Below are 24,481 nucleotides of genomic sequence, written 5' to 3' on the forward strand. Positions count from 1 at the left end.
CCCCGCGGGTGGGTTGTGCGGGTTTCGCCTTCTGGGGTGCCTTGTTCGGTCGTAGGACGGCTGCGGGTTCGTTGTGGCTGGTCGCGCAGTTCCCCGCGCCCCTGGGGTGGGTGTGGTTGCCGTGGGGTGGCCGTGCGGGTTTCGCCGTCTGGGGTGCCGCGGAAGGTCGTAAGGGCGGCTGCGGGTGCGTGGGGGCTGGTCGCGCAGTTCCCCGCGCCCCTAAAAGAAGGCGTCCGCAGTCGCCGTCGGGCGGGCTGTGCGGGTTTCGCCGTCTGGGGTGCCTGTTCGGTCGTATGGCGGGTGCGGGTTCGTTGTGGCTGGTCGCGCAGTTCCCCGCGCCCCTGGAAAGCGGAAGTCGCCGTTGGGCATGAGGTGCCCCCGGGCCTTGGGCGCTGTGGCCGCCCACGGCGGTAAGGGGACGGGGCGGGGGGTGTCCGCCCGCAGCGGCCGGCGTCCGACACGGAGTACCTCCAGGCCCGACAGCACCGCCGGACCGAGGACGGAGACCCCCCGACCCGGCCCCGACCCACCCACCGGACACAAGGCGCTACACACGCCCCCACCGGACCCGCACAGCGCGCCGCAGGCATCCACCCGCCCGCCGTAAAATCGAAGCACTGTGTCTGATTCTCTCAACGCCCCCGAAACCCCGCACGCCCCCGGCGTGCCCACCCGCCACACCCGGGCCAAGGGCGAGCCGCGCTTTCCGGACGGCCCCCAGGCCGACCCCGCGGGGTCGCACTTCGAGCGGCGGATCCGGAGTTTTCAGCCGCGGCGGAGCAGGGTGACCGCCGGACAGGCGGACGCGCTGCAGAGGCTGTGGGCGAAGTGGGGCCTGGACATCGACGGCCAACGGCTCATCGACCCGGCTGAGCTGTTCGGCAACGACAACCCCGTGTACCTGGAGATCGGCTTCGGGATGGGCGAGACAACAGCCCGAATGGCCGCCGAGGACCCCACCACGAACATCCTCGCCGCGGACGTCCACACCCCCGGCCAGGGAAACCTCCTCAACCTCGCCGACCACAACAATCTCACCAACATCCGCGTGGCCAACGGCGACGCGATCATCCTCCTCCGCGAGATGCTCCCGCCGTCCGCCCTCCAGGGCCTCCGCGTCTACTTCCCCGACCCATGGCCGAAGAAGCGCCACCACAAGCGCCGCCTGATCCAGCCGGAGTTCCTCGACCTCGCCGCCACCCGCCTCGCCCCCGGCGCGATCGTGCACTGCGCGACCGACTGGGAGCCGTACGCGGAGCAGATGCTCGACGTCCTCACGGCACACCCCGCGTTCGAGAACACCCAGGAAGACGGCGGTTTTGCGCCGCGTCCGCAGTTCCGGCCGCAGACCCGTTTCGAGAGCCAGGGACTGGAGAAGGGACATGTCGTGAACGACCTGCTCTTCCGCCGCGTACAGCACGGCGACCCACCCCCCACCGGCGCCTGAGGACCCGCGCTCCTGCGGGCGCCACCCCTGTCTCGCTAAGGTCGATGCTGTGGCCATCTGTCCCCCGTACCCGACGCCCCCCAGCGGCCCCACCGGCGAAGCCGGTACCCCCGCCGGCGGCGCGACGCCGCGGCACGCGCACTGGTGGCAGCGGACATGGGTGCGCTACGCCGCCCTGAGCACCCTGCTCGCACTCTCCGGCCTGGTCATCCTCGCCCTGGTCCGCGAACAGACCGGCACACAGGGGTTCCTGGTCGGTCTGGGCCTCGCGATCCTCCCCGTGCCGCTGCTCATAGCCACGTTCCGCTGGCTGGACCGGGTGGAGCCGGGCCCCTGGCGGAACCTGTTGTTCTCGTTCGCGTGGGGCGCCTGCGCGGCGGCGCTGATAGCGATCATCGCGAACAGTTTCGCGACGAGATGGATCGCCATGGCCACGGCGGACCCGTCCAGCGCCGACACCCTCGGCGCGACGGTGATAGCGCCGGTCGTCGAGGAGATCGCCAAGGCCGCCGCCGTCCTGCTCGTCTTCCTCTTCCGCAGACGGGACTTCACCGGGATCGTCGACGGCGTGGTGATAGCCGGGGTCACCGCGACCGGCTTCGCGTTCACCGAGAACATCCTCTACCTCGGCACGGCGTTCGGCACGGACCAGCTCAGCGGCGACAGCGGCATCGCGTCCGTCACCGCGGCGACGTTCTTCGTACGGATCGTCATGTCGCCGTTCGCGCACCCGCTGTTCACGGTCCTGACCGGCATCGGCTTCGGCATCGCCGCGCTCTCGGCGGAACGCCACCACGTGCGGCGCGTGGTGCTCCCCCTGTCCGGGCTGCTGCTCGCGATGGGCATGCACGCGATGTGGAACGGCTCGTCGACGTTCGGCGAGTACGGGTTCTTCGCCGTCTACGCGGTGTTCATGGTGCCCGCGTTCGGCCTGCTGACGTGGCTCGTCATCTGGACCCGGCAGCGCGAGCTGCGAACCGTGCGCGAGGAACTGCCCGCCTATGTCGCGGCGGGCTGGCTGACCCCGGCCGAGCCGTACGCGCTCGGCTCGATGCGGGCACGACGGCTGGCCCGGGAGTACGCCGTGCGGCGCGGCGGAAAACCGGCGGCGCGGGCGGTGTCGGAGTACGAGTCGTACGCGACGTCGTTGGCGTTCCTACGGCATCGGGGGCGCCGTGGCCGGGCGGGCGCCGATTTCGTCGTACGGGAACGGGAGTTGCTGCACGAGCTGTGGTGGCGCCGCGAGGTGGCGCGTCCCGCGCTGGACCACGCGGCGAGGATGACGGCACCGCCGGTAGCGGTGGCCGCGCCACCGTGGCCGGTGTACGGCGCGTACGGCTACGGCTACAGCCACCCCCACCCGGCAGCCGCCACCCGCCAGGCGATGCCGTATCCCGCGTACAACCCGTACCGGTCGTAGAACCAACGAAGAACCCGGCACCACCGAAAGACTCAGCCCCACCCCCGTGGCGCCCCGTGCCCAGCCTCAGGCAGACGCATCCGTCAGCCGAGCCACCTCCGCGTCCGTGAGGGTCAGTTCACCCACGCCCAGCAGCGCCGGCAGCTGTTCCACCGTGCGAGCGGAGGCGATGGGCGCCGCGATCGTCGGCTGCGCGGCGAGCCAGGCGAGGGCGACGGTGGCGACCGGCGCCTCGTGGGCCTGCGCGACCTCGTCCAGGGCGGCGAGGACCCGGCGCCCGCGCTCGGTCTCCAGGTGCTTGCCGGCGCCCCCGGCCGCCCGCGCGCTGTCGACCGTCGTACCGGGCCGGTACTTGCCGGTGAGGAAGCCGGAGGCGAGGGAGAAGTAGGGGACGGCGGCGAGGCCGGAGCGCTCGGCCAGCGACTGGAGGTCGCCTTCGTAGGTGTCGCGGGAGACGAGGTTGTAGTGGGGCTGGAGGGCGACGTACCGCGCGAGCCCTTCGCGCTCGGAGAAGGCGAGGGAGGCCTCCAGCCGCTCGGGCGAGATGTTGGAGGCGGCGATGTGCCGCACCTTGCCCGCCTTCACCAGCTCGTCGAGCGCGCCGATGATCTCCTCGACCGGCACTTCGGGCTTGTCGAAGTGGGTGTAGTAGAGGTCGATGTGGTCGGTGCCGAGGCGGCTCAGGGAAGCGTCCGCGGCGGCCTTGATATTGGCGGCGGACAGGCCCTGGAACTCGGGGTGCTGGCTGACCTTGGTGGCGATCACGACGTCCGACCGGTTGCCGCGCGCCTTGAGCCACTTGCCGATGACGGTCTCGGACTCCCCGCCCGAGTTGCCGTCGACCCAGGCCGAGTAGGAGTCGGCGGTGTCGAGGAAGTTGCCGCCGGCGGCCGTGTAGGCGTCGAGGACGGCGAAGGACTGGGCCTCGTCGGCGGTCCAGCCGAAGACGTTGCCGCCGAGGGAGAGCGGGAAGACCTCAAGATCCGAGGTGCCGAGCTTGCGGAGCGGGGATGAGGCGGAGAAAGCAGTCATGCTCCACATCAACACCCGCCCCGGAGGCTGCTCTTCCGCCCCGCCCGCAAACTCCCCGTAAACAATCCGTCCGGACGACCGACGAGGAGACGGCTGTTACGGGTTGAGCCCCTTGCCGCGCAGCCAGGCCATCGGGTCGATACCGGTGCCGGAGCCGCCGGTGTGCACCTCCATGTGGAGGTGGGCCCCGGTGACGTTGCCGGTGGCGCCGACCCGGCCGATGACGTCGCCCGTGTTGACCTTCTGGCCGACGCTGACGTTGATCGACGACTGGTGGGCGTACCAGATCTCGGTGCCGTCATCGAGGGTGAGGACGGTCTTGTAGCCGTACGAACCGTCCCAGCCGGCCTGGGTGATCGTGCCGGTGTGGACGGCCTTGATGAGCGTGCCCGTGGGCGCGGCGAAGTCGAGACCGGTGTGGTAGCCGGAGGACCACAGCGAGCCGGCCTGACCGAACGTGGACGTAATGGTGTACGAGGAGGTCGGCAGCGTGAACTGCTTGGCCAGTTCGGCGAGACGCTCGGCCTCGGCCTTCCTCTCGGCCTCTTCCTCCGCCTTCTTCTTGGCGGCGGCGGCCTTCTCCTTGGCCTCCTTCTCCGCCTTGGCGGCCGCGTCGGCGACCTGCTTCTCGGCGGCGGCCGCGGCTTCGGCGGCGGCCTTGCTCTCGACCTGGTCCTGCTGCCGCTCGGCCTGGGCCAGGATGCGGGAGCGCAGTGCCTCACCGGCGTCGGAGGTGCCCTGCGCGGTGTCCGCGGAGGTCGTACCGAGGGTGCTGAGGGTGGTCGTGGCGACCGGCTCGTCGTCGGAGTCGTCCGAGATGAGGGAGCCCACGGAGCCCAGGTCGGGCATGGAGATGGAGACCGGCGGCTTGCCGGTGTTGGCGCTGGCCATGCCGCCCGCGCCGACGGCGGCTATGACGCCGACGCCCAGGACGGTGGAGCTGCGGGCGAGTCCGCCACGCTGTTTGGCGACGCGATGCCGGCCGCGTACGGGGCGAATGGACTCCGCGGTGGGGTTCCACTCTCCCAAGGGGGCCTCGTCGTCGGCGCCGTAGCCGCCGTACACAAGGGTGCCGGAGTCACGCTGACCCGGAACGAACGGGGCCTCTGGGGCAGGCGGGTTGGACGCCACGTGGGCGTACTCCTTTCCTTCCTTATCGCCTACCGGGTTAGCTGACGGGTTCGGAGCAGGAAGGTCTCCTACGCGCGTATACCGACCGTGGTTCCACGGTGGCATCCGCGCGATTCACCCCAAGGGATGGTTCCCCGGTTCCTTGCAGGATTCGGCGCGTGAGCACGGAGCCGCCTCTTGTGACGGCTGGGACGACCGCGCTGCGTTATCGAACGTTAATAGACGCGAGGGCTCGATTCCAAGCTGTTCCGCTTGATCGTTAACGAAATCCGGCTGGACTTACGGGCCATGACCGGCAAAAAACGGGCGAGTTGACCACGTCTCAGAAGTCACACAGGAACTGACGGTATGTCAGTTGTTACCGGAGGAGACTTATCCCCTCACCCCTGGTGACAACGATCAAGGGCGTCACGGCGGACACAGAAAACACCTGAGGCCGGAACCCTTTCGGATTCCGGCCTCAGGCCTTCAGTAGCGGGGACAGGATTTGAACCTGCGACCTCTGGGTTATGAGCCCAGCGAGCTACCGAGCTGCTCCACCCCGCGTCGTTGAGACCACTGTACGCCATCCGCGGGACAGAAGTCGCATCGGTTGAAACCGGTGGCCTCAGCGCCCCGGGTTGCCGGCGTGCGTGAGGGTCTCCCAGGCGACGAACAGATCGTCGGTACCACCGGGCCGGGTCTCCTCCGCGAGCTTGTGCGCGGCGGGCACGGAGACATCGAGCCGCCCCTCCAGATGGTTGAGGGCCACCTCCAGATCCGGCCCCATGCTCCGCTCCACCTTCCCGCCGCACAGCCACGCGGGCGCGGACTCGCCCGCCTGGTAGCGCGAGTGGAAGGAGAGCGCGGCCTTCAGCCGGTCCTTGACCTCGCCGTACAGATCGACGCCCTGATGCCACGCGGTCTCGGCGATGTGCGCCGTGGCGGCGATGGAGTACCCGACATGCCTGAAATTACGGCAGGTCTCCTGCGAGACGCCGTCCTTGTACGTCGACTGCCGGAACCAGTACGCCGTCAGCTCCTGCGGGGTGTCCACGGTGCTCCCCCGCGGTGTCAGCGGCACACCACCGTCCTTCTCCACATAGAAGTAGGCGGGCACGCGCTCCCGGAACCGCTCCAGAGCGTGGTCGAAGACGTCGTGATCGTCGAGGAAGACGGCGATGCCGATGGCCGCGTCCGTCATCACCAGGTCCCAGTTGCCGTTGAAGTCCGGGACCTTCTTCGTCACCCCGGGCAGATACGCGGTGCGCAGCATGGTCTCGAACCGCCGCACCCGGTCGGCGGGCCAGCCGCCCCCCGGCGTGTGCCGCACGATCTCCGCCGCCCGCGCCCAGGTCGCCCCCGCCCACCCGGTCTGCAACCCGGCGTTCTCCCCGGTGTGCCGCCTCATCCGCGCCGACCAGGCGTCCATGATCTCCCTGGCCTTCACCGCGTGCCGCTGCTTGCCGGTGATGCCGAACAGCAGGGCCTGCGTGTACGCCGCGAGCGCGTCCTCCCGCTCCTCCACACACCCGTGCCCCGCCCTGTCCCCCGCCGGACAGTCCACGGCCGTATACGGCTCCGGCCGGTACCTGTACGCCCCGTACTTGCTGTCCCGCATCCCCAGATATGCCTTCAGCCACGGCTGCTTCCCCGCCGTGACCCTCTCCCGTACGACCCCCAACTGCCCCTCGCTCACCAGCACCCCCGGATGTGTGAACTCCACGTCCGCCGGCAACACCCTCGCCATCGTCCGCGCATCCGTCCCGGGGGTGCCGCAGGATCCGACGAGGCCGGCGACCAGGGCGACGGCCACGATCCCTACGGCACGTCTTCGGGCAAACCTCATCAGCACCTCCGCGGAACTCTTTCCGACCCAGCGTGGCCCTCCGGGGGTTGAGCCGCAGGGGATAGTGGGCCGTTCGGTCGGGTGCGTGGTGTTTGTGGCCGGGGTGTGTCGTCTGGGGTCGTGTGTCGGCTGCGGGTGGGTGGGGGCTGGTCGCGCAGTTCCCCGCGGGTGGGCTGTGCGGGTTTCGCCGTCTGGGGTGCCTTGTTCGGTCGTATGGCGGGTGCGGGTTCGTTGTGGCTGGTCGCGCAGTTCCCCGCGCCCCTAAAAGAAGGCAAGCCGCGGTTGCCGTAGGGCCGACTGTGCGGGTTTCGCCGTCTGGGGTGCCTGTTCGGTCGTATGGCGGGTGCGGGTTCGTTGTGGCTGGTCGCGCAGTTCCCCGCGCCCCTGGAAAGCGGAAGTCGCCGTTGGGCATGAGGTGCCCCCGGGCCTTGGGCGCTGTGGCCGCCCACGGCGGTAAGGGGACGGGGCGGGGGGTGTCCGCCCGCAGCGGCCGGCGTCCAACACGCAGCACAGCTAGAAGACACAGCACCGCCGGACCGAGGACGGACACCCCCCGCCCCGGCCCCGACCCACCCACCGGACACAAGGCGCTACACACGCCCCCACCGGACCCGCACAGCGCGCCGCAGGCATTCGTCAGGTGAGGAGGTGGTGATTGGGGGCCTTGGCGCGGGGCGCGTACTCGGGGAGGAGGAGGACCTCGGCGCCGGCGTCGGTGAGGAGGCCGTTGCCGTCAGCAGCGGGGACGAAGGTGTCGGGCTCGCGCCAGGCGGTGACGACGCGGTGGATGCCGGCGGCGAGGATGAGGCGAGCGCAGGGAACGGGCCGGGAGGCTCGGCGGGCGCAGGGTTCGAGGCTGGAGTAGACCGTGGCGGAGGGGAGCCGAGGGTCATCGGGGGCGATCTTCGCGAGGGCGGCCTCCTCCGCGTGGACCGCGACGTCACCCCCTTCGCGGGAGTACCCCCGCGCCAGCTCCGTCCCGTCCGCGGCCACCACCACCGCCCCCACACTGAACGCCGTACGCGAGGGCGGGCACAAAACCGCCAGGTCACAGGCGACAGCCAGCCAGTGCCGGTCCGCCGCGGACACCCCCCGCCCCACCCCCGGCGCGGTCGGCTCGTACCGCATCAGCACGACGTCCTCGATCCGCCGGCTCTCCACCAGCCGAAGCCGCCCACCCTGATACCCCCCGGGCCCGAACAGCCGAGGCGCCTCGGGGTCACCGACGAACAGCGGCGCCAGCACCAGCTGAAGCTCATCGGCGAGCCCTTCCCGCAGCAGCTGCGTATGGACCAGCCCACCCCCCTCGACCATGAGCCGCCGCACCCCCCGCACCGAGTACAGATGCTCCAACAGCGCCGGCCAGTCCAGCGCCGCCCCGAGCGGCACCACATCGGCGGCCACCCCCCGCTCACGGACAAGCTCCGCCCCCGCCGACGTCGTATAGACGACCTTGTCGCCCCCCGTGTGCCAGAACCTCGCGGAAGGATCAAGGTCACCGGAACCGCTCACGGTCACCTTCAGCGGATACTCCGGCAGCCCCGCGGCCACCCGAGCGGCCCGCCGCGCGGGCGAGTTGACCAGCAGCCGGGGATTGTCGGCCCGGATGGTCCCCGCCCCGACGAGGATCGCGTCGACGGAGGCGCGCACCTCGTCGACCCGGTCGAAGTCGGCAGGGCTGGACAGCAGCAGGCGTTCGGGCCCGGTGTCGTCCAGGTAGCCGTCGAGGGAGACGGCGGCGGAGAGGAGGACGTAAGGACGGGGCATCGGTGCGGCGCTCCCAGGCTGGCTGAACGACGAGGCGGGTCTTGGTTCAAGTTTGAAACAAACCTACACTGGCGGCATGACGACTCGCTGGCTCACCTCTGGGGAGCAACGCGCCTGGCGCGCGTACATCGCCGCGACGCACCTCCTGGAGGACACGCTCGACCGGCAGCTCCAGCAGGACGCCGGCATGCCGCACCTGTACTACTCCATCCTGGCCAATCTCTCCGAGACACCGGAACACGCCCTGCGCATGACGGACCTCGCCGAGAGCCTGAAGATCACGCGGAGCAGGCTGACGTACGCCGTGACCAGGCTGGAGAAGGACGGCCTGATCCGGCGGGAGAACTGCCGGTGGGACAAGCGGGGCAGCATCGCCGCGCTGACGGACGAGGGGATGGCCGTACTGGAGCGCACGGCGCCGGGCCATGTCGAGACGGTCCGGGCCTCGCTCTTCGACCATCTCACCGAGGAGCAGGTGGGCCAGCTGGAGGAGATCTGCACGGGCATCACACGCGCCCTGGAGGGCGAGACGACCCGCCCCGCGGCGGACGAGGTGCCCTGGCGAAGGCGCTCCACACCACCGTGCTCATGACGAACGCCCAGCCCACGACGCTCCCCCGACGAACCCCCAGCCCATGACGAACCCCACAAACAGGTTGCTTCAAATTTCAAGCATGGGGTAGGGTCCCCACCCAGAGAGCTGCTTCAAATCTGAAACAGCTGCGAACACGGACCCGGGAGAACCCACATGCCCGACCACGCCGCCACCACCGCAGCCGTCACCGCCACCGCCACCCCCCGCTCCCGAGTCCGCGTGCCGCTCCGCTTCCACGACGGCTACGCCGTCGACGCCGAACTGGTCACCTTCCACGGCCTGGCCGACGGCCAGGAGCACGTGGCAGTGGTCCTCGGCGACCCGGCCCCCGGCACCACCCCGCTGGTCCGGCTGCACTCCGAGTGCCTGACCGGCGATGTCTTCGGCTCGGCCCGCTGCGACTGCGGCCCGCAGCTGCGCGAGGCGGTCGAGCGCATCGCGGACCGCGGCGGAATCCTGCTCTACCTCCGCCAGGAGGGCCGCGGGATAGGCCTCTACAACAAGCTGGACGCCTACGCCCTCCAGGACCAGGGCCTCGACACGTACGCCGCGAACACCGCGCTGGGCCTGCCCGAGGACGCCCGTGACTACACGGCGGCGGCGCAGATGCTCCAGGCGCTCGGCGTCACGACCCTGGACCTGCTCTCCAACAACCCCGACAAGGCCGAGCAGCTCCGCGACCTGGGGATCGCCGTCCGCGACCGCGTCCCCACCGGCGTCTTCACCACCGCGCACAACGTCCGCTACCTGCGCGCGAAGGTCCTCCAGACCCAGCACACGCTGCCGCTGGGCGAGCTGACGGGCCTGCACGCGGGCTGAGTCACCCGGCGCTCCAGCACCCGGCGCTCTAGCTCCCAGCACCCCCGCCCCCGCTGCGGTGCGCCACATACGCCAGCACCGCCAGCACCCGCCGATGCCCACTGTCGCTCACCGGCAGCCCCAGCTTCAGGAACACGTTGCCGATGTGCTTGTGGACCGCCCGCTCGGTCACGACCAGCGTCCTGGCGATGGTGGCGTTGTCGTGGCCCTCGGCCATCAGCGCCAGCACCTCCCGCTCGCGCGGGGTCAGCGAGTCCAGTGGGGTGTCCCGGCGCCGGGTCAGCAGCTCCGTCACCACCTCCGGATCCAGCGCCGTCCCGCCGGCGGCCACCCGCTCCAGCGCGTCGAGGAACTCGTCCACCCGCCCGACCCGGTCCTTGAGCAGGTAGCCGACCCCGCTGCTGCCCCCGGCCAGCAGCTCGGCGGCGTAGGACTCCTCCACGTACTGCGACAGCACCAGCACCGGCAGCCCGGGCAGCTCCCTGCGCGCCTCCAGGGCGGCCCGCAGCCCCTCGTCGCGGAACCCCGGCGGCATCCGGACGTCGAGCACCGCCACGTCCGGCCGGTGCTCCAGCAGCGCCGGAAGGATCTCCGGCCCGGTGCCGACTACGGCCGCGACCTCATGGCCGGCCGATGTCAGCAACAGCACCAGACCCTCCCGCAGCAGGGCATTGTCCTCGGCGATCACCACACGCACGGCAACTCCACTTCGATCACGGTCGGCCCTCCGACGGGGCTGGTCACATCGCACGTCCCGTCGAGCGCGGCGACCCGGCGCCGCATGCCGAGGAGTCCCGAGCCACCACCGGCACCCATGGTCCCGTCGGCGCCGGCGGTCTCGTCGGCGCCGCCCCGGCCGTCGTCGCGCACGCGCACGGTGAGTCCGCGCCGGGTGCGGGCGAGCCGGACCTCGGCGGTCGGGGAGCCGCTGTGCTTGGCGGCGTTGGTCAGCGCCTCGGCGACGACGAAGTAGGCGGCGGCCTCCACGGCCGCGGGTGGCCGCACGCCCTCGTCCAGGCCACCGTCGTCGACGGTCACGGCGAGCCCGCTGCTCGCGGCGAGCGCCCGGACGGCGCCGGCCAGACCGCGGTCGGTGAGGATCGGCGGGTGGATGCCCCGCACCACGTGCCGCAGCTCCGTCAGCGCCTGTTCGGCCTGGTCCTGGGCGTCGTCCAGGAGCTTGCGGGCGGCGTCGGGATCACGGTCGTAGGCCCGTTTGGCGAGCCCGATGCGCATCGACAGGGCCACCAGACGGGCCTGGGCACCGTCGTGCAGGTCCCTCTCGATACGGCGGAGTTCGGCACCGTGCGCGGTGATCGCGTCGGCCCGGGTCTCCTTGAGCTCCTCGACCCGCGCGGCGAGGCGGGCCCGCGGGGAGGGCATGAGCAGGGCGGTCGACCAGCGGGCCTCGGTGTCCGCGAGCCGCGTGATCAGCGGCAGCACGACCGCCCGCCGCCGCAGCAGCCCGCACCCGACGCCGTCGACGACCAGCCCGAGGGGCCACAGCGGCAGCGCGAGGACGAGGAGAGCGCCGTAGACGTAGGAGGCGACCAGCCAGCGCAGGTCGACCAGCGTGCCGGGATCGCGTACGGCGGTCCGCAGGCGCTCGCCCAGGGTGCCGGTGATGGGCTGGTACGCCTCGGGGATCCGCCGGCCCGTCCACGCGGCCACCATGGTCCGCTTGGCCCCGGCGATCCGGCGGATCAGCAGCACGGTCTCGGGCAGCAGCCAGGCGCCGACGACCGCGAGGGTGCCGGTGGCGGTGAGCAGCAGCACGGTGATGAAGAGGTACAGCGCGAAGGTCATCGCCGCGACCACCGCGAGGTACCCGGTGGCCCTGGCGGCCTGCCGCACCGTTCTCCACATGCGTCAACGCTAGAGGACGGGTGAGCGGGCCGTCGGGGGAGCGTGCACCCGGACGGAGGTGTAGCGGGCTACACCCGACGCGAAAGCACCATGGCGGGCACCGGGCGCGAACGGCGCCTTGCGCACCCGTGGGGATTGCGAAGGTTTCGCGATCTTCCCGAGGAGACCGGCGGGTAACGAAGGTGCGTCGGTGGACCTGTGATGTTGCTCCTGTTTGCTTTCCTCACCCCCCAGGATGAGAGGAAAGCCGCCCATGGCCGACGAGATGGTGCTGCGCGCCCAGAGATTCATCAACAGCACCTATGGCGACGTACCGGGCATCACCAAGGTCGACGAGACCGGCGTGGTGACCTGGCCGACGCTGAACGCCCTGATCCGCGCCCTCCAGTACGAGCTGGGCATCACCGCCCTCGCGGACAACTTCGGGCCCACCACCCTGCGCACGCTGACCGAGAAGTGGCCGTCCATCGACGCGGGCTCGACCGCCCCGGCCAACGTCATACGGATCCTCCAGTCCGCCCTGTACTGCAAGGGCTACGACGGCGGGGACATCGACGGCACGTACGGCGCCCGGGTCGCCGCCGCCGTACGGGAGATCAAGGCGGACGCGGGTCTCGACGGGCCGTTCCCCGGGGACGCGGTGGTGCCCAAGCTGTTCAAGGCGCTGCTGACCATGGACGCGTACACGCTCCGGGACGGCGGCGACGACACCGTCCGCGCGGCGCAGCGCTGGATGAACGCCACGTACATCGGGCGGGCGAACTTCTTCGTCATCGCCTGCGACGGCCGCTACTCCCGGGACGTGCAGCGGGCGCTGATGTTCGCCGTGCAGTACGAGACCGGCATGACCGACGCCGTGGCGAACGGCGTCTTCGGGCCCGGCACCCAGGCCGGGGTCAGGAACAACCCCGTGAGCGTGGGGTCGACCGGCGCGTGGGTGCGGCTGTTCTCGGCGGCGATGGCGTTCAACCGGCGGCGCGGGGTCGCCTTCACGGACGCCTTCGACGCGCGGCTGGCCGTACGGGTGTGCGCCTTCCAGGAGTTCGTACGGCTGCCGGTCACCGGGAAGGGCGACTTCGCGACCTGGGCGTCCCTGCTGGTCTCCACCGGTGACACCACCCGTCCGGGCACCGCCGCGGACTGTTCCACCGAGGTCACGGCCGCCCGGGCCAAGGAGCTGGCCGCCGCCGGGTACGAGGTGGTCGGGCGGTATCTGTCGAACGTCGCCGGCACCAGCCTCGACAAGATGATCAAGCCGGGCGAGCTCAGGGTCATGGCCGACAACGGCCTGGCCTGCTTCCCGATCTACCAGACCAACGGTGCCGCCGCGAGCTACTTCACCGCCGCGCAGGGCACCTCGGACGCCGCCGACGCCCTCCACTGGGCCCGCTACCACGGCTTTAGGCCCGGCACCCGGATCTACTTCGCGGTCGACTACGACGCCGTCGACAGCGAGGTCGACTCGGGGGTCCTGCCGTACTTCCGGGCGCTGAAGGCCGCGGTCGACGCCGACGGCGCGGGCTACCGCACCGGCATCTACGGCCCGCGCGCGGTGTGCTCCCGGGTCGGCGGCGAGGGCCTGACCTCGGCGAGCTTCGTCTCCGACATGTCCACCGCGTACACCGGGAACGTGGCCTCCCCGCTGCCCGAGGACTGGGCCTTCGACCAGATCGTCACGCTCTCCGTGGGCAGCGGCGACGGCGCCATCGAGATCGACAAGAACATCGCCTCCGGCCGGGACCGCGGCCAGATCTCCTACGACCCGCCGGGCGCCGCGACCGACCTCGACGTCCGCTTCGACCTCTCCCGACGGGCGGTGGCCCTGGCCGACGTCCGCGCCTACCTCCAGTCGTGTGGCATCCCCGAGAAGGGCGCCGGCGACCCCACACCCACCTCCACCAAGGTCGCCCCGGGGGCGGCCGGCACCACCGAGGCCTTCGACACCCTCATCGCCTACGACGCCGTACTGACCGATCTCGCCCGCACCCTGCGGATGCGCAAGGCACTGATCGCGGCGAGCGTGCTGTGGGCGGCGCGCACCGGTACGACGCTCTCGCCGAAGGCGGCCGTCGCCGCCCGCAACCACTGCGTCCGCACGCGCATCCTGCGCGGCCCGATCCTCGACGCGAACGACCCGGCGGACCTGCGCGCGATGGGCCGGAAGCTGCGCGACGACACCACGTTCCGCGTCAACACCGTCGCCTACGCCCTCATCACCTCCGCCCACGACCTGGGCCTGCCGCGCCCGGGCCTGGCCGACACGGACCACAGCACCCTGCGGCTCCTGGACGGACCCGTCCAACTGGGCCTGTACCAGGTGCTGGAGAAGTACTACGCGCCCCTGCGCGCGGGCCGTTGACGGGCATCGCACACACACTCAGAAACGCGTCAGAGAAGCTCAGAGAAGAGAGCAGAGCACACCCATGGCAGCAACACGACGGCACTTCCTGCGCTCGGCGGTCACCACGGCGGTCGCGGTCGGCGCGGTCTCCGGTACGGCGGTGACGGCCTCCGCGAACGGCACGGAGAGCGGCACGGCGGCCGGATCGGCGGCGTCGGGCACGGCGTCCGGGACGGCGGCGGGCTCCGGCCCGGTCTCCGCCAACGGCTGGCCGATCGCCGCGGCCCCGGACGACGGCGGCAGTGTCTGGACGCGCCCGGTGCCCGGCACGGGCTTCGGCGTCGAGGTGGCGATCGGGGACGTGGAGACGATCCTCGTGCACGTCGTCCGCCGCTTCCACTACGAGATCGAGGCCCTGCTCGACGGTGACGTGACCGGTTACCGGGCCCCGGCGACCACCAAGGGCTACGAGACCAACCACGCCTCCGGCACGGCCGTCGACATCCGCCCGGACTGCTATCCGGCGGGCGTGAAGGGCGGGTTCTTCGCGCCCCAGGCCGCCGTGATCCGCGACATCCTCGCGGACTGCGAGGGCGTGGTGAAGTGGGGCGGCGACTTCACCACCCCCGACGAGAGCCACTTCCAGATCGACGTCCCGCCCACCTCGCCGGCGGTCAAACGCGTCGCCGACAAGCTCCGCGCCTGGAACGCCTCCCCCGGCGAGGGCGCCGGCGTCGCCCGGGACACCCTGGACGGCGACCGCCGTTCGGCGGCGCGGGCGTTGCAGCGCAGGCAGGCGGCGTAGACGGAGAGCGGACACGGACGAACGGACACGGAGAACCCCGGGGCTCGGGCCCCGGGGTTCTGTGCGTCGTGGCGGGCCGGGTCAGCTGATGCAGAGCAGTCCGAGCACGCAGATCCCCGACGGCGAGGTCGCGGACGTGGAGCTGTCGGACTGCGAGGCCCCCGTGCCGGAGCCGGACGTCCCGGAGCCGGAGCTGCCGGAGCCGGAGCCGTCGGTGGCGGTGTCGGTGGGCGTCTGCGTGGGCGTCGTGGCGGTCGAGCCGGACGTACCCGACGTGCCGGTGGTGCCCGTGGTGTTCGTCGTGCCGGTGGTGCCGGTGGCGCGGGAGACCGTGTCGGCGACCGAGGCGACGGTGGAGCGGGCCGGCGAGGTGGACACCGTCGTCTCGCGAGGAGCGGAGGCGGAGTCCGTGCGGGCGGCGTTCGAGGTGGTGGTGCCCTGCGAGGCGGTGACGTACCGCCCGCTCTCGTGGCCGGCCGAGGCCGAGCGGGCCGGCGTGGACGTGGCGTGGCGGGTCTCGGGCTGGGTCCCGGCCGGGCCGGACACCTGGGCCGTCTGCTCCTCGACACCGGTGCCCGGGTCCACGGGGGCGGTGGCCGCCTGGGTGTGGTCGCCGGACTGCCGGTCCATCGAGGCCAGGGTCAGGCCGCCGCCGACGAGCGCGACGGCGGTCGCGACCACGGCCCGGCGCTGGTTCTTCTTCCACCGGGCGCGCTGGCGACGCCGTGCGGCCCGCCCCTCGGGCGCGATGGGCACACCGTCGGTGTCGACGGCCGGCTCACCCGTCTCGCCCGGCTCGCCCGCCTCGTCGTGGGGGCGGCCGTCGTACCAGGCGTCCCAGGCCGTGGAGTCCGGTGCGGCCGTCATGGCGACGGCGGCCGGGGCGGTCCGGTGGTCGGCAGTGGCCGGGGCGATGTCGGGGGCGTAGGCGCCGCACCCGGGGCACACCAGGGCGCCGTTGAGATGCCGACGACACGAGGAGCAGTAGTCCATTGCGGTCTTCCTGTATGGGGCCGCCGACCCCACCGGGCCGCGGCTCGGTCACGTTCGCACGTGGGATCGAGCAGCCAGTAACACTAACGACGCCTTCACAGAGCCATGTGCAGGTGATGTGAGACTCGTGCGGGGGTTCTCGGGGCACCCCGAAAATCGGGTAACGCGAGGCCGGACCCGCGACGCTGACCCATACGGACCGGAAGAGACGTACGACAGCGAAAAGGACCAGACCTGTGACACCCCAGCCGTCCGGAAGCGACCATCTGCCGGTCTACGAGAGCCTGGTGCGCGAGCGCGGCGACGCCGTGGCGGAGGCGCGCGTGGTCTCCGAGCAGGCGCAGCACGAGGCGTCGCAGGCGCTGAACTGGCACGGCGTGGCCCTGCCGGAGCCCGCGTCCGACACCAACGGCGGTCAGCTGTAACCCATTTGGCGGTTGTCCGGCGGTCGCCGACCGCCTGTTCCGCGTGCGCTAGAATCCTTTACCGAGTGCTTACGCTCTCCTGAGCATCGCTTTGCTCAGCCGTGGTGGGGGTCGGCGTTCTGCCGCCGACATGAGTCGAGGGGCGTGACATGGGTCGAATCATCCCTGTGCGCGTCGACAACGCCGCTCGCGACGGCGTCCCTGATACCGGCCGCACCCGCCCGCACCGCCGCCCCGTGCGCCGCGCCTGACGCCTGGCACTCGACGCCCGGCACCTGACGCCGCCCGGCGTGGCTCCGCCCGCGCCGTATCGAGCAGCGCCGCGGCCTGCGCATCCCGCGCCTCCCGGCCCGACCCACCCTCTTCTCCGACCCCTTGAGCCGTCGACGGCCCCGAGAGGCGGCCCCGCGCACCTGTACGCCGGTACGGCACCGCCGCCCCATCTCCTGCTCCGACGCACGGCCGAGGCACCCGCGAAGGCACAGACGCCGCCACCGAACCGACCGACGGAGGACAGACGCCCGTGCACCAGACCACCGCCATGCTCATCGAACTCGGGGCGATCATCCTCGTCCTGGGCCTGCTGGGACGCCTCGCCGGACGGGTGGGGTTCTCCCCCATACCCCTCTATCTCCTCGCCGGGCTCGCCTTCGGACAGGGCGGCATCCTGCCGTTGCAGGCCAGCGAGGAGTTCGTCGCCACCGGTGCGGAGATCGGCGTCATCCTGCTGCTGCTCCTGCTCGGCCTGGAGTACAGCGCGTCCGAGCTCGTCACCAGCCTGAAGACCCAATACCCCTCCGGCGCGGTCGACTTCGTCCTCAACGCGACCCCGGGCGCGGTGATGGCGCTGCTGCTCGGCTGGGGTCCGGTCGCCGCCGTCGCGCTGGCCGGCGTCACCTGGATCTCCTCCTCCGGTGTCATCGCCAAGGTCCTCGGCGACCTACGACGACTCGGCAACCGGGAGACACCGGTGGTGCTGGGCGTCCTGGTCCTGGAAGACCTCTCCATGGCCGTCTACCTGCCGATCCTCACCGCCCTGCTCGCCGGGGTGAGCCTGGCGGGCGGCACGGTCACCCTGCTGATCGCGCTGGGCACCGTGGGAGCCGTCCTCTATCTCGCGCTGCGGCACGGGCGGCTGATCAGCCGGGCGGTCTCCTCCGACAGCGCGGAGATGCTGCTGCTGGTCGTCTTCGGGCTCACCCTCGTGGTCGCCGGCATCGCCCAGCACCTCCAGGTCTCGGCGGCCGTGGGCGCGTTCCTGGTCGGCATAGCGCTCTCGGGCGAGGTCGCCGAAGGCGCCGGGGTCCTCCTCACCCCGCTGCGCGATCTGTTCGCGGCGGTGTTCTTCGTCTTCTTCGGCCTGCACACCGACCCGGCCGACATCCCGCCGGTCCTGCTCCCCGCGCTCGCCCTGGCCGCCGTCACCGCCCTCACGAAGATCGCCACCGGCTACTGGGCCGCCCGCCGGGCCGGAATCTCGGCCAAGGGCCGCTGGCGGGCGGGCGGCACACTCGTCGCGCGCGGCGAGTTCTCCATCGTCATCGCCGGACTCGCCGTCAGCACCGAACCCCGCATCGGCCCCCTCGCCACCGCCTACGTCCTCATCCTGGTCGTCCTCGGCCCCATCACCGCCCGCTGGACCGAACCCGCAGCCCGCCGCCTCACCAACCGCCTCCACCCCGCCCCCCGACCCACACCCCCGACCCCACCGACCACCGAACCTACGGAGGCGGTAGGGATGGGGCACTGACTGGGGGGCGGGCCGGTTTTACGCCCACGCCCGGACAGGGGTCACGGGCCAACCAGCCGAAGGGGACGGGTGTGGGCGTATGCCTGGGCAGCGGCCTGGGAGCGCCGATCCGACCGCGCGGAGCGGAGGTGGGGCACGCCCCGCGCAACGACGCGGGCCAGCCGCACGTGACTCCAGCAGCAGTACGGGCAGGCCACCGACCCGACCGCACGGGACGGACGTAGGGACACGCCCGCGCAGCGGCACGGGTGGGGCACTGAACGGGCCGGACGGGACGGGTGTCAGATCGCCCCGGGCAGCGGTACGGGCAGGCCGCCGACCCATCTGCGCGGGGCAGGGGTGTGAGGTCACGCCCCGCGCAGCGACGCTGGCCGACCGCCCGGCCAGCCGCACGGAACCCCAGCAGCAGTACGGGCAGGCCACCGACCCGACCGCACGGGACGGACGTAGGGACACGTCCGCGCAGCGGCACGGGTGGGGCACTGAGCGGGCCGGATGGGACGGGTGTCAGATCGCCCCGGGCAGCGGTACGGGCAGGCCGCCGACCCATCTGCGCGGGGCAGGGGTGTGAGGTCACGCCCCGCGCAGCGACGCTGGCCAACCGCCTGGCCAGCCGCACGGGACCCCAGCAGCAGTACGAGCAGGCCACCGACCCGACCGCACGGGACGGACGTAGGGACACGTCCGCGCAGCGGCACGGGTGGGCCATTGAGCGGGCCGGATGGGACGGGTGTCAGGTCACCCCCGCGCAGCAACGCAGGCCGGCCGCGTGGGACGCGTGCCGGATCATCCGGCAGCGGGTGTGGGCAAGCCGCCGAGCCAGCCGCGCAGGACGCGTTCCGGGTCAGCCCCCGGGCCACCGACCCGACCGCGCGGGACGACGGGCGTAGGAACACGGGTGGGCCGTCGAGGCGGCCGCATCCCGGATCACCCCGGCGGTGGTGCGGGGCGCGCCCCGAAGCAGGTCACTCCCGAGCCAGGATCGTCGCCGCCGTGTCCACGCCCTCTCGGGTGCCGATGACGATCAGGATGTCGCCGCCGGAGAGGCGGAAGTCGGGGCGGGGGGAGGGGATGGCTTCGGCGCGGCGTAGTACGGCCACGATCGAGACTCCGGTGTCGGTGCGCATCCGGGTCTCGCCCAGCAGCCGTCCGTTCCAGTGCGAGACCGCCGAGAGTTCGATCCGCTCGGCCACCAGCCCCAGCTCGGTGGTGGACAGCAGGCTGGGACTGTGGTGCGCCGGAAGCATCGCGTCGACGAGGGCCGCCGCCTCCCCGGAGGTCAGCCGTACGGAGAGCGCGCAGTCGTCCGGGTCGTCCCCGTGGTACGCGTTCAGCGTCCGGGCGCCGTCGCGGTGCGCGACCACGGACAGCCGGCGCCGCTCCCGTGTGGTCAGGTCGTAGCGGACCCCGATCCCCGGCAACGGCGTACTGCTCAGGCGCGGAGTCCCCACGTCTGCCCCCTGGCTGGTGTGAGCGTCGGTTCGAAGAGCTGTGGGTGCCACCCTAGCCAGCGTCCGGGTTCGGGCAACGGCGGTGCGCCGGACGGCTGGTGGGAGAATCCGTGTCCAGGCTCCACGCCGTGGTGGCGGCCGACGCCCGTGGGCATCGGGGAGGGCCGTGAGGAGGCGTGGAGCATGATCGAGCTGGTGTCCCTGAGGATCGGCGCGAAACCCGTTCCCCAGCCCGTCGCCACCCCGCTGGTGTGGGCCACGGCCTTCGGCGGCGCCCTGGCCCTGGTGGCCCTGCACAACGCGCTGATAGGCCCGAACAACCCCGGAACCGCCCTGGCCGCGCTCTCCCTGCTGGCCGCGCTGCTCGGCATCCACGCCCGCTTCACCGCGGCCCCCGGCACGGCCGTGCTGTGCTGGCTCATCCTCAACGGCTTCGCCATCCCGCCCGCCGGCACCCTCACCTGGACCGGCCACCGCGACACCTTCTGGCTCGCCTGTCTGTCCCTCGCCACCCTCGCCGGCACGATCCTGGCCCGCCTCGCGCACGCCCGCGCCGCGTACCGCCGGGTGACCCCGGGCCCGTAGAACAGCCCCCCGCACTCGCCCCACCGTCTAGGGCGCGCACCCCTGGGCCTCGCCCGCCGCCGGGAACCAGGACTTCAGGAACGCCAGGAGGGCGTCCCGGCGTTCCGGGGTCTTCGCGGGGACCGGGGCGTCGGCCTCCAGCTGGACCAGTCCGACGAACTGCCGCGGCTCGCCCTTGTACGTGCACGAGGCCATGGCCTTGGCCCCGCCGTCGGCCACCGCGGCCTTGTCCCCGACGCCCTGGACGAGGGCCGGCTCCCCGAGCCGCCGCAGCCCCCGGTCCCCCGGGGACACCGCGTCCGTACCCCGGTCCGTGATGTCCCCGGCGAGGTAGACCACGAGCGTGTCGTCCACGGTCACCCGGCAGGACTTGCTCCCCGGGCCCTTGTCCCGGCGGCTCTCGGTGAGCTTCTCGCCGTCGGGCAGCAGCGGCGAGAGCGTGTCGGCGTCCACCGGGACACCGCACACCCGGTCGGGCACGGCGTAGTCGCCGGACTCCCCGCACCCGGCCGCGGCGAGGGCCAGGGACCCGGCCACCGCGGCCGCCGCGAGCGCACGGGCGCCGCGGCGCCGGGCCGGTCGCATCGTCGTCGTCACTTGCCCGCCAGTCCCTGCGCCCGGTTGTTGCCGTCGAACGCGGCGCCGTTGATGTCGCTGGTGATCGTGTACTCGTCGCGGCCGTTCAGGCTGCCGGGATTGGCCGCCATCCACTCCCTCGCCAGCGCCTGGAGCTGGCCCTCGCGCTCGGTGAAGGTCTCGCCCTTCACCCGGGAGTTCTCCTCGTTGATGCGCGCCTCCTCGTCCTGCTTCCACGCCTCCACGGCGATACCGACACCCTTGTCCACCACGGGCCCGGCCACGGGGATGTAGCTGACCGCGGCGCCGACCCCGCTCTCGATGAACTTCGCGCTCCAGGTCGGGTTCTCCTTGTCGACCTCCAGCGCCTGGTAGCGCGCCTCCTCCAGGAAGCCCATGGTGGCGCCGGCCCGCAGCAGGGTCTGGCGCGGGTCGGCGGGCTTGTCGTTGTGGATGTCCCGGACGATCTCGTGGGTCAGGCCCTGGTTGAGCATGCCGTACGCGCCCTGGTCGCGGGAGATCTGCTTGGTGACCTCCAGGAGCTGCTTGCGGTCCAGCTGACGCGGGTCGTTCTCGTCGGTCGCGAGCGAGCTCATCGTGTGGTGCGTGGCGTCGCCGTGGTTCACCAGGATCTTGGCCATGTCGTCGCGGAACTCGGCCGGGAAGTCGTCCTTGGACTCGGCGAGGATCCCGAGGGAGCGGTCGAGGACCCGGCGGTGGTCGTCGGTGTGCTCGACGTAGCGGGCGTTCGGGTCGTTGGGGTTCATGCCCGTGCCGGCGGCGACGAGCGCCCGGCCGGCCGCGTCCTTGCCCTCGTTGGGGCCGTCGTGGAGCGGGCTGTCGTCGAAGTACGGCCGGTCCTTGAGCACCCAGCGCGCGTTGTCCTGCGGCTGGTCGTCCTTGAAGAACTCGGTGGCCGCGTCCGGGCTGTTGGACAGGGCGGTCATGAAGCCGGACATCGGGTCCAGGCCGCGCTCCTCGCCGATGAAGTTCGTCTTGAACGTCGGCTCCATCTGGTAGAGCCGGTCCGGGATCCTCATCTCCTTCTCCATCGCCACGAGCTTGTCGCCGTACTGGTTGAGGAACCGGTTGTCGTAGTCCCCGGTCCGCATCAGGTTGCTCATGATCTGGAAGCCGTAGACGTCGCCGCCGCGCTGGGTGAAGCGCTGGTCGCCCAACTGGACCATCTGGTCGGTCCAGTTCCGCATGGCCGGCGAGTCGGACTGGGTGGCTCCGGCGAGGGTGAGGCCGAGGTTCTTCTGGAACTCGGCGAACTGGTCCCTGCGGTCGTGCAGGAGCCTGCTGCCGTCCGTCGGATCGGACATGTCCGCCCAGAAGTCCATGGTGCCGCGCGGGCCCAGGGTCGTCGCGAACTTCTCCTGGAACAGCGGGTCGCCCCGGTGGGCGGCCATGAGGCGGTTGGCCTCGTCGAACTCCTCGGGCGACATGTCGTCGCCCTTCCTCGCCAGGTCCGCGACGCGCTGCGCGTCCTTGAGGGACTGCGCCGCCGAGTCGCGGTCCTTGAACGAGGCGTCGGAGAAGCCCAGTTCGGACTGGCCGACGATCGCCTTCAGGGCCTCCGCGGCCGTCTCGTCACTGGTGATGGCGTCGCCGAGGATCCTCGCCACCTCGTCGCGCAGCGCGGTGACGTCCTCCGGCTTGTGCTCGGGCGGCGTGTGGCCCTCGGCCGCGCGGTCCGGGTGGACGTTCATGGTGACGGTGAAGGAGCCGTTGCCGGTGTCCATGACGGTCAGGTTCTTCTTGAGGCCGTTCGCGATGGCCGTCTTGAGCCGCTCGCGGTGGCCGACGAGCTCGTCGTGGGTGTCCTGGAGGATGTTCCGGATCGTCTTGGCCTGGTTGTAGGCGTCGGAGAACTCACCGGCCGTCTTGGTGATGAACACCTTCGTCACCTGCGAGTTCACACCGGTCCAGTTCGCCTTGTCGGCGAACCCCTTGAGCCCTTCGGCGGCCTCCCGCTGCAAGGCCTCCAGATTGGTGACCAGGGTGCTCCAGTCGGTGACGGCCGTGGAGAGCTTGCCGAACTCACCGAAGCGGAGGGTGTTGAGGTTCATCGGCCCTCCGGGTTGTTCGGGTTCTCGTCGAAGCCCTGGTCGAGGGTCGCGATCGAGCTGACCTGACCGACGATGTGGTACTCGTCACCCTGGTGCACCTTGCCCGAGAACTCCATGTGATTGGAGATGTGCGCGCAGGCGTCGATCAGCGACCTGAGCTGCTTCTCCCACTGCTGGTCGACCCGCTCCAGCGCGCCGCCGAGCGCGAAGCCCTGGGTCTTCAGATCGGTCGCGGCGCTCCCCGTGCTCGCGTCCGCGACCTTGCCCTGACTGTTCAACTTGTCGAACAGCGCGAACGCCCGGTCCCCGATCGCCGCCAAATCGTCCTGGCCTACGGTCAGGTCACCGTGCGAGGTCTTGCTGTTGCCACCGCTGCCACTGCCCCCGTCGGGCGGCAACTGGTTGAGCTGCATCCTCGTGGACTGCCGCTCCGCCGCCTCCGCCTTCAGCTGTTCCCATTCGTCCCACGCCATGGCCCCCGTTACTCCTTGATCATTTAGCCGTGTCCGTCCCGACTCGTACCTTCTCTCAGAGGACGCACAGGAGCCATGTCCGACTTCACACTCGCCGCCATCTCCACACGGATTCCCCAAACCCACGACAGTCACCGGGATCAGGACTGCACCGTAGGACGCCCCGTTCCGGTGCGACTACTGAGACCTACGAGGTTGACGATGCGGGGGGGGGCCGCCGTGTGGCAGCGGATCGGCCGAACCGGCCGTGGAAAAGGGTGAGGGCCGCGCAGCATGTGCTGCGCGGCCCGGACGTGCACCCCGTGAGGGGTCAGGCGGTGGTGATGTTCTCCGCCTGAGGGCCCTTCTGGCCCTGGACGATGTCGAACGTCACGGCCTGGCCCTCCTGGAGCTCACGGAAGCCCGAGGAGTTGATCGCGGAGTAGTGCGCGAAGACGTCCGGACCGCCGCCGTCCTGGGCGATGAAGCCGAAGCCCTTCTCCGCGTTGAACCACTTCACAGTTCCCGTAGCCATAGTCATGCCTTCCAGTCGATGAACGCCTCCCCGGGATGGGAAGACGGAGGTGATCGCCCTGGTCCCTGCGGCACAGCACAGCAAAACGCCCACACCTGAGGCGTGGGCTTGAGGGAACTCCGAACCACGACAGCTGCCACAGACGCTACCCGTCCGCACACGCCGTCACCACAGGAAACTCCCACGTCGTATTTCGGCCACGTACGTGGGTGAGGGCCCGCCGGTGCCGGCGGGCCCGCTCACCTCAGGCCGCGGACGACGGCTTGGCCGATCCCTCGGCTCGGCGGTACTCGGCGTTGATGCGCTGCGCCTCTTCGAGCTGGTCCTCAAGAATGATGATCCGGCATGCGGCCTCGATCGGGGTGCCCTGGTCGACGAGCTCACGCGCACGGGCCGCGATACGCAGCTGGTAGCGGGAGTAGCGGCGGTGTCCGCCCTCGGAGCGCAGGGGTGTGATCAGCCGTGCTTCGCCGATGGCACGGAGGAAGCCGGGAGTGGTACCGAGCAGTTCGGCGGCCCGGCCCATCGTGTAGGCGGGGTAGTCGTCGTCGTCGAGACGGCCCAGCGACTGGTCTGCTGTCATCTCACCTC

22 protein-coding genes, 1 tRNA gene and 1 riboswitch are annotated in these 24,481 nt (G+C 71.3%); of the genes, 9 read left to right on the forward strand and 14 right to left on the reverse strand.

Annotated elements, in window-relative coordinates; translation table 11 throughout:
• Positions 1 to 619: 619 nt before the first annotated feature.
• Positions 620 to 1,447, forward strand: a complete 828-nt coding sequence (trmB, locus tag SLINC_RS21280) for a tRNA (guanosine(46)-N7)-methyltransferase TrmB (protein WP_067435461.1) — start codon at positions 620 to 622, stop codon at positions 1,445 to 1,447.
• A gap of 49 nt (positions 1,448 to 1,496) precedes the next feature.
• The gene (locus SLINC_RS21285) at positions 1,497 to 2,867 is read left to right on the forward strand and encodes a PrsW family intramembrane metalloprotease (protein WP_067435464.1); all 1,371 of its coding nucleotides are present in this window, start codon (positions 1,497 to 1,499) and stop codon (positions 2,865 to 2,867) included.
• A gap of 66 nt (positions 2,868 to 2,933) precedes the next feature.
• Here SLINC_RS21285 and SLINC_RS21290 read toward each other — a convergent pair whose 3' ends face one another.
• The 5 genes from SLINC_RS21290 to SLINC_RS21310 form a co-directional block, all read right to left on the reverse strand.
• Positions 2,934 to 3,899 carry an aldo/keto reductase gene (locus SLINC_RS21290; RefSeq protein WP_067435466.1) on the reverse strand — a complete coding sequence of 322 codons (966 nt, stop codon included), beginning with the start codon at positions 3,897 to 3,899 and terminating at the stop codon, positions 2,934 to 2,936.
• 96 nt (positions 3,900 to 3,995) lie between these two features.
• Complete coding sequence (locus SLINC_RS21295; RefSeq protein WP_067435469.1) at positions 3,996 to 5,030, reverse strand: M23 family metallopeptidase; 1,035 nt, start codon at positions 5,028 to 5,030, stop codon at positions 3,996 to 3,998.
• A gap of 11 nt (positions 5,031 to 5,041) precedes the next feature.
• Positions 5,042 to 5,197, reverse strand: a riboswitch (cyclic di-AMP (ydaO/yuaA leader).
• Between the two features lie 305 nt (positions 5,198 to 5,502).
• Positions 5,503 to 5,576 (reverse strand) — tRNA-Met (locus SLINC_RS21300).
• Positions 5,577 to 5,637: 61 nt separating this feature from the next.
• Positions 5,638 to 6,858, reverse strand: a complete 1,221-nt coding sequence (locus SLINC_RS21305; RefSeq protein ID WP_067435473.1) for an alginate lyase family protein — start codon at positions 6,856 to 6,858, stop codon at positions 5,638 to 5,640.
• 636 nt (positions 6,859 to 7,494) lie between these two features.
• Positions 7,495 to 8,625, reverse strand: a complete 1,131-nt coding sequence (locus SLINC_RS21310; protein ID WP_067435476.1) for a dihydrofolate reductase family protein — start codon at positions 8,623 to 8,625, stop codon at positions 7,495 to 7,497.
• A gap of 76 nt (positions 8,626 to 8,701) precedes the next feature.
• Here SLINC_RS21310 and SLINC_RS21315 point away from each other — a divergent pair, with 76 nt between their 5' ends.
• Together SLINC_RS21315 and SLINC_RS21320 are read left to right on the forward strand one after the other, a co-directional pair.
• Positions 8,702 to 9,217, forward strand: coding sequence for a MarR family winged helix-turn-helix transcriptional regulator (locus SLINC_RS21315; protein WP_067435479.1), 516 nt, complete (start codon positions 8,702 to 8,704; stop codon positions 9,215 to 9,217).
• A gap of 156 nt (positions 9,218 to 9,373) precedes the next feature.
• Complete coding sequence (locus SLINC_RS21320; RefSeq protein WP_067435482.1) at positions 9,374 to 10,039, forward strand: GTP cyclohydrolase II; 666 nt, start codon at positions 9,374 to 9,376, stop codon at positions 10,037 to 10,039.
• A gap of 28 nt (positions 10,040 to 10,067) precedes the next feature.
• Here the strand turns inward: SLINC_RS21320 and SLINC_RS21325 are convergent, their stop codons facing one another.
• On the reverse strand, positions 10,068 to 10,736 hold the full coding sequence (locus SLINC_RS21325; protein WP_067435485.1) for a LuxR C-terminal-related transcriptional regulator: 669 nt from the start codon (positions 10,734 to 10,736) through the stop codon (positions 10,068 to 10,070).
• Positions 10,724 to 11,905 carry a sensor histidine kinase gene (locus SLINC_RS21330; RefSeq protein ID WP_067435489.1) on the reverse strand — a complete coding sequence of 394 codons (1,182 nt, stop codon included), beginning with the start codon at positions 11,903 to 11,905 and terminating at the stop codon, positions 10,724 to 10,726. Before SLINC_RS21330 ends, SLINC_RS21325 begins: the two co-directional genes overlap by 13 nt.
• Positions 11,906 to 12,158: 253 nt before the next feature.
• On the opposite strand from SLINC_RS21330, the gene SLINC_RS21335 reads away from it, so the two are divergent.
• Both SLINC_RS21335 and SLINC_RS21340 read left to right on the forward strand, forming a co-directional pair.
• A complete protein-coding gene (locus SLINC_RS21335) occupies positions 12,159 to 14,264 on the forward strand; it encodes a glycoside hydrolase domain-containing protein (protein WP_079164642.1) in 2,106 nt (701 codons plus the stop codon).
• Between the two features lie 64 nt (positions 14,265 to 14,328).
• Positions 14,329 to 15,051 carry a M15 family metallopeptidase gene (locus SLINC_RS21340; RefSeq protein ID WP_067435492.1) on the forward strand — a complete coding sequence of 241 codons (723 nt, stop codon included), beginning with the start codon at positions 14,329 to 14,331 and terminating at the stop codon, positions 15,049 to 15,051.
• 81 nt (positions 15,052 to 15,132) lie between these two features.
• Here the strand turns inward: SLINC_RS21340 and SLINC_RS21345 are convergent, their stop codons facing one another.
• Positions 15,133 to 16,044: an SCO2400 family protein gene (locus SLINC_RS21345; protein ID WP_067435495.1), complete on the reverse strand. Its 912-nt coding sequence runs from the start codon at positions 16,042 to 16,044 to the stop codon at positions 15,133 to 15,135.
• Positions 16,045 to 16,280: 236 nt separating this feature from the next.
• Here SLINC_RS21345 and SLINC_RS21350 point away from each other — a divergent pair, with 236 nt between their 5' ends.
• Both SLINC_RS21350 and SLINC_RS21355 read left to right on the forward strand, forming a co-directional pair.
• A complete protein-coding gene (locus SLINC_RS21350; protein WP_067435498.1) occupies positions 16,281 to 16,469 on the forward strand; it encodes a hypothetical protein in 189 nt (62 codons plus the stop codon).
• A gap of 523 nt (positions 16,470 to 16,992) precedes the next feature.
• Positions 16,993 to 18,219, forward strand: a complete 1,227-nt coding sequence (locus SLINC_RS21355; protein WP_067435500.1) for a cation:proton antiporter — start codon at positions 16,993 to 16,995, stop codon at positions 18,217 to 18,219.
• 965 nt (positions 18,220 to 19,184) lie between these two features.
• Here the strand turns inward: SLINC_RS21355 and SLINC_RS21360 are convergent.
• Positions 19,185 to 19,670 (reverse strand): cation:proton antiporter regulatory subunit, encoded by a 486-nt coding sequence (locus SLINC_RS21360; RefSeq protein WP_182449197.1) that lies wholly within the window; start codon positions 19,668 to 19,670, stop codon positions 19,185 to 19,187.
• 183 nt (positions 19,671 to 19,853) lie between these two features.
• On the opposite strand from SLINC_RS21360, the gene SLINC_RS21365 reads away from it, so the two are divergent.
• Positions 19,854 to 20,255, forward strand: coding sequence for a hypothetical protein (locus tag SLINC_RS21365; RefSeq protein WP_067435501.1), 402 nt, complete (start codon positions 19,854 to 19,856; stop codon positions 20,253 to 20,255).
• A gap of 27 nt (positions 20,256 to 20,282) precedes the next feature.
• Here SLINC_RS21365 and SLINC_RS21370 read toward each other — a convergent pair whose 3' ends face one another.
• From SLINC_RS21370 to SLINC_RS21390, 5 genes are all read right to left on the reverse strand, one after another.
• Entirely contained in the window at positions 20,283 to 20,852 is a 570-nt protein-coding gene (locus SLINC_RS21370) for a hypothetical protein (protein WP_079164643.1), read from the reverse strand.
• Positions 20,849 to 22,903 (reverse strand): DUF6571 family protein, encoded by a 2,055-nt coding sequence (locus tag SLINC_RS21375; protein ID WP_067435504.1) that lies wholly within the window; start codon positions 22,901 to 22,903, stop codon positions 20,849 to 20,851. The genes SLINC_RS21370 and SLINC_RS21375 overlap by 4 nt, the downstream gene beginning before the upstream one ends.
• A complete protein-coding gene (locus tag SLINC_RS21380) occupies positions 22,900 to 23,376 on the reverse strand; it encodes a hypothetical protein (RefSeq protein WP_067435507.1) in 477 nt (158 codons plus the stop codon). The genes SLINC_RS21375 and SLINC_RS21380 overlap by 4 nt, the downstream gene beginning before the upstream one ends.
• Before the next feature lie 310 nt (positions 23,377 to 23,686).
• The gene (locus SLINC_RS21385; RefSeq protein ID WP_067435510.1) at positions 23,687 to 23,890 is read right to left on the reverse strand and encodes a cold-shock protein; all 204 of its coding nucleotides are present in this window, start codon (positions 23,888 to 23,890) and stop codon (positions 23,687 to 23,689) included.
• A 244-nt stretch (positions 23,891 to 24,134) separates the two neighbouring features.
• A complete protein-coding gene (locus tag SLINC_RS21390) occupies positions 24,135 to 24,473 on the reverse strand; it encodes a MerR family transcriptional regulator (RefSeq protein WP_067435513.1) in 339 nt (112 codons plus the stop codon).
• Between the last annotated feature and the right edge of the window lie 8 nt (positions 24,474 to 24,481).

The sequence above is a fragment of the Streptomyces lincolnensis genome, from assembly GCF_001685355.1.
Lineage (GTDB): Bacteria > Actinomycetota > Actinomycetes > Streptomycetales > Streptomycetaceae > Streptomyces > Streptomyces lincolnensis.